General features: G+C 39.3%; 5 protein-coding genes. 1 reads left to right on the forward strand and 4 read right to left on the reverse strand.

The features are described from left to right. Positions 1-348: 348 nt before the first annotated feature. Positions 349-612 carry a hypothetical protein gene (locus tag L3V37_RS23700; protein ID WP_237307322.1) on the forward strand — a complete coding sequence of 88 codons (264 nt, stop codon included), beginning with the start codon at positions 349-351 and terminating at the stop codon, positions 610-612. 314 nt (positions 613-926) lie between these two features. On the opposite strand, the gene L3V37_RS23705 is transcribed toward L3V37_RS23700, so the two are convergent. The 4 genes from L3V37_RS23705 to L3V37_RS23730 form a co-directional block, all read right to left on the reverse strand. Beyond that, positions 927-1,139: a hypothetical protein gene (locus L3V37_RS23705; RefSeq protein WP_025553613.1), complete on the reverse strand. Its 213-nt coding sequence runs from the start codon at positions 1,137-1,139 to the stop codon at positions 927-929. Between the two features lie 132 nt (positions 1,140-1,271). Continuing rightward, on the reverse strand, positions 1,272-2,024 hold the full coding sequence (locus tag L3V37_RS23715; protein WP_086495575.1) for a potassium channel family protein: 753 nt from the start codon (positions 2,022-2,024) through the stop codon (positions 1,272-1,274). Between the two features lie 327 nt (positions 2,025-2,351). Beyond that, on the reverse strand, positions 2,352-2,561 hold the full coding sequence (locus tag L3V37_RS23725; protein WP_237307324.1) for a hypothetical protein: 210 nt from the start codon (positions 2,559-2,561) through the stop codon (positions 2,352-2,354). A 148-nt stretch (positions 2,562-2,709) separates the two neighbouring features. After that, complete coding sequence (locus L3V37_RS23730) at positions 2,710-3,108, reverse strand: lysozyme inhibitor LprI family protein (RefSeq protein ID WP_005483218.1); 399 nt, start codon at positions 3,106-3,108, stop codon at positions 2,710-2,712. Positions 3,109-3,352 lie beyond the last annotated feature (244 nt).

Here is a 3,352-nt window from a genome sequence, read left to right on the forward strand (position 1 = left end):
ATCTCGATTGTGGTCATCGCATTATTACAGTCAATGGACTCTTCTTCAGCAAGAGCACCAAATGAAAGACTAGATAATATGATGATTAGACACTTATTCATCGTTTTCTCCGAAAGCACATAACGCCCTGCTAAGGGGTGAGCAACGCAATACCAAAGCCGCCGCAAACCACCTTAATCACTAAAATCAACGCATAGTAAAAATGCCACGCGTTGTGAATCCCTCTTGAGCAGTTTGTTAGTCGCGAGGCACCGAGCGACAATTTTAAGCCGAACTAAACTTTGCGAACAACAAACTTTATGTGCTTTGATGCATTTAAGTCAGGCGTAGTCTCAAAGCGGCTAATCAATGAAACCACTTGGAACAAACAACGCCGCAGAAAACGGACTGATAACACCAAAAAGCGCTTTTGGAAAGCCAAACTCACAGTGCGGACTTTCAACAAAGTCACTGAAACCACCTGGAACTTACAAAACCAGAGAAAACGTCATTTCAGCGAGTAAATTGGCTTTTGTACCAACAAACTCACCGAGCGGAGTTGCAACCAAAAACAGATTTTCGATTGCCCCGCTCTATCACCACCAAAGAACGAAACAACCGCTTGGAAAATAGCAATGCATTGATTTAGAACCGATGAAACAGAGCTTTGACCGTCGAAGATGGAACTATGAATCAAAAAACCAGTAGCCAAGTTTTGAACTTAGAAATATGATTTTGACTGCTGGCTTTTTCTGGCGACTAACGCCCAATTAAGGGGTGAACAACGCCTCCACCCAAACCTAAAGCATTGTGCCATAAACACTAAATTTGAAGTAGAAGCAAAAATGCCAAGCGTTGTGAATCCCTCTTAAATTGATTGTTATGTTCGTAGCTATTTGAAACCACTGATATTTACAAAACCAGGTCTGAACGATGCAACAGACTGCTCAAGCTAAGTGCTGCAACACTTCAATTTGAATGTCTCTCAGTAAGTTTTGAGTATGCTCCGACTGTAAATTAAGTTCGCACCAGCCATCAGTACCCATATATTCAGCAGAAATATAGCTGATATTTTTAATACCACTTTCATTGTTGAGGATTCCAGATAGTCGGAAAATGCCTAATTTTGTGTGGATTCTGCTAATTTTGAAGTTTTCCATAAACCTCCAAGAACATAACGCCCTGTTAAGGTGTGAGCAACGCAATACCAATGCCGTCGCATACCACCTTAAACACTAAAACCAACGCATAGTAAAAATGCCACGCGTTGCGAATCACTCTTAAACAGTTTGTTAGGTTTCTGACTCACTACTTTTTACGTTATCTATGGAAAGACCCTTTCCGGCATAGATTGCAAAGCTTACAACTATAAGAGTGAAACCAACTAAGACTTGTTGAACTACGAGTAATTGTGGAATGGAATTAACGGGTGAAAAGTCTCCATAGCCCAATGTGGTTATCGTCACACCACTAAAATATAACGCATCAATAACATTGGAAAAATGTGCCGACTTATCGTCCCCAAACCATGATAATGGCATCAAATAGTATAAAATCGCATAATTAACTATTAGCTCTAAGTAACTTAAGAAAGATAATTCAATTCTTTTTCTGTATGTCAGGTCACTATTTTTGGTTTTACCTGACGTTTTATCCAAAGCATCACTTATAAATGCGTAGAAAATTTCGTTACAACGAGAAAATGGAACGCACCAAAGCAAAATAGTAATAGCCGCAACATAGAAATCGCCTACTTCTAACTTACCAAGAAAACCTGCAGGTAAAATCCCGCCTACCAAAGCCAACAGGAGGATAGAACAGGTTAAATAAAAATAATTTCTTGCAATAATTGCCCGTGTTCTTTCCACTTTACTCAAAGTGCGATTGGAAATCCTTGCAATCATCCATGTCGGTGAAAAAAAACAGCAAAGATACTTAGATAACTTTGAAAATGGCTTTGCCCAGTTTTCTTCACCACGCTCATACATTCTTAATAAAGAAACATTTACTGACTTGTTGATGAAATTTTGAATTGTTTTTTTCATGTATTGTATTCTACCAATAGAAACCTAACGCCTTGTTAAGGTGTGAGGCACGCAATACCGAAGCTCCCGCATACCACCTTAACCACTAAAATTAACGCATAGTAAAAATGCCACGCGTGCCGAATCACTCTTGAACAATTTGTTAGCTGGTTGTCTCCACAACATCGGAGGCGACCAAATTGTAACTTGTTGCCTGAATAAACCACTTATGCCAAGGCATCGTTTCCTTAAAGCCATCAAAATGGAATGTGCTTCCATCAAACTTCGCATTCATGATTTCATCAATTGGGCACTCTGGCGTTTCGTGGCTGACAGGTGCAACACTATTTAACCAGGTGAGACTTTTTTCATTGGATACGTTGTATATAGAGTCATCACCCCATTTTGAACAATTAGATCGCTTCCATTTGAACTTGGGTGCTCTTTGCTGATGAAAATACCACTGAGAACGATGATAATCTTGGAGTCAGTTCTGGAGACATCTTTGATAGATACATCATAAAAGTTCATCTTCTCAAAGTCGGTATTAATTTCCATATAACCTCCTACCAGCTAACAGCTAACGCCGCATTAAGGTGTGAGCCACGCTACCACCAAGCCTAAGCCATAACGCCCTAAACACAAAACCCAACGATGACACCAAAAATGCCAAGCGTTGGGAATCACTCTTAAATGCTTTGTTATATTAATTTATATTCTCGAAGTACTTTTTTAGAGCTAAGGCTCGTTCTTTTGTAATTTCAGTTATATCTGAAAGTGCGGTTAATCCCCACATGCTCCCTCGCTTGGAACCATAAATTGATTTGATATTGGCAACTTCAAGATCACGATATTTAATCCATGAGCGTTGAGATTCTCGCAAACTGGACTTTTGATTACTATCCAAAACGTTCATCAACGTTTTGTAGTAATAGTTCAATTCTGCATCCCATTGTTCATGAGCTTTGCTACCGCAATTTCCTATACCGGCGGTGCTTGAGTTGTCGGATATACATGCTTCTAGCTCAACATCAATAGGGTGTTCAATTTGAGCAAATGAGCTAAAAGATGTCAGTAATAATAAAGGCAAGAATACTTGTTTCATACAATCTCCATATGTAATGACAAGAGCAACGTTACACATATGATGGAGCACGGACAACAATTAGGCTCAATAATACGATCAATACCTAGTTGATATTTTGTGACTTGACGAATTAATATAACGCCCTGTTAAGGTGTGAGCGACGCAATACCGAAGCTCCCGCATACCACCTTAAACACTAAACGCAACGCATAGTAAAAATGCCAAGCGTTGCGAATCACTCTTAAACAGATTGTTATACATT

The organism is Vibrio sp. D54 (assembly GCF_021728075.1).
In the GTDB taxonomy this organism is placed as follows: Bacteria; Pseudomonadota; Gammaproteobacteria; order Enterobacterales; family Vibrionaceae; genus Vibrio; species Vibrio alginolyticus.

Excerpts from the sequence above, each read along its gene's own strand:
- L3V37_RS23700 (WP_237307322.1), top strand. The coding sequence starts at position 349 with ATGAAACCACTTGGAACAAACAACGCCGCAGAAAACGGACTGATAACA.
- L3V37_RS23705 (WP_025553613.1), bottom strand. The coding sequence starts at position 1,139 with ATGGAAAACTTCAAAATTAGCAGAATCCACACAAAATTAGGCATTTTC.
- L3V37_RS23715 (WP_086495575.1), bottom strand. The coding sequence starts at position 2,024 with ATGAAAAAAACAATTCAAAATTTCATCAACAAGTCAGTAAATGTTTCT.
- L3V37_RS23725 (WP_237307324.1), bottom strand. The coding sequence starts at position 2,561 with ATGGAAATTAATACCGACTTTGAGAAGATGAACTTTTATGATGTATCT.
- L3V37_RS23730 (WP_005483218.1), bottom strand. The coding sequence starts at position 3,108 with ATGAAACAAGTATTCTTGCCTTTATTATTACTGACATCTTTTAGCTCA.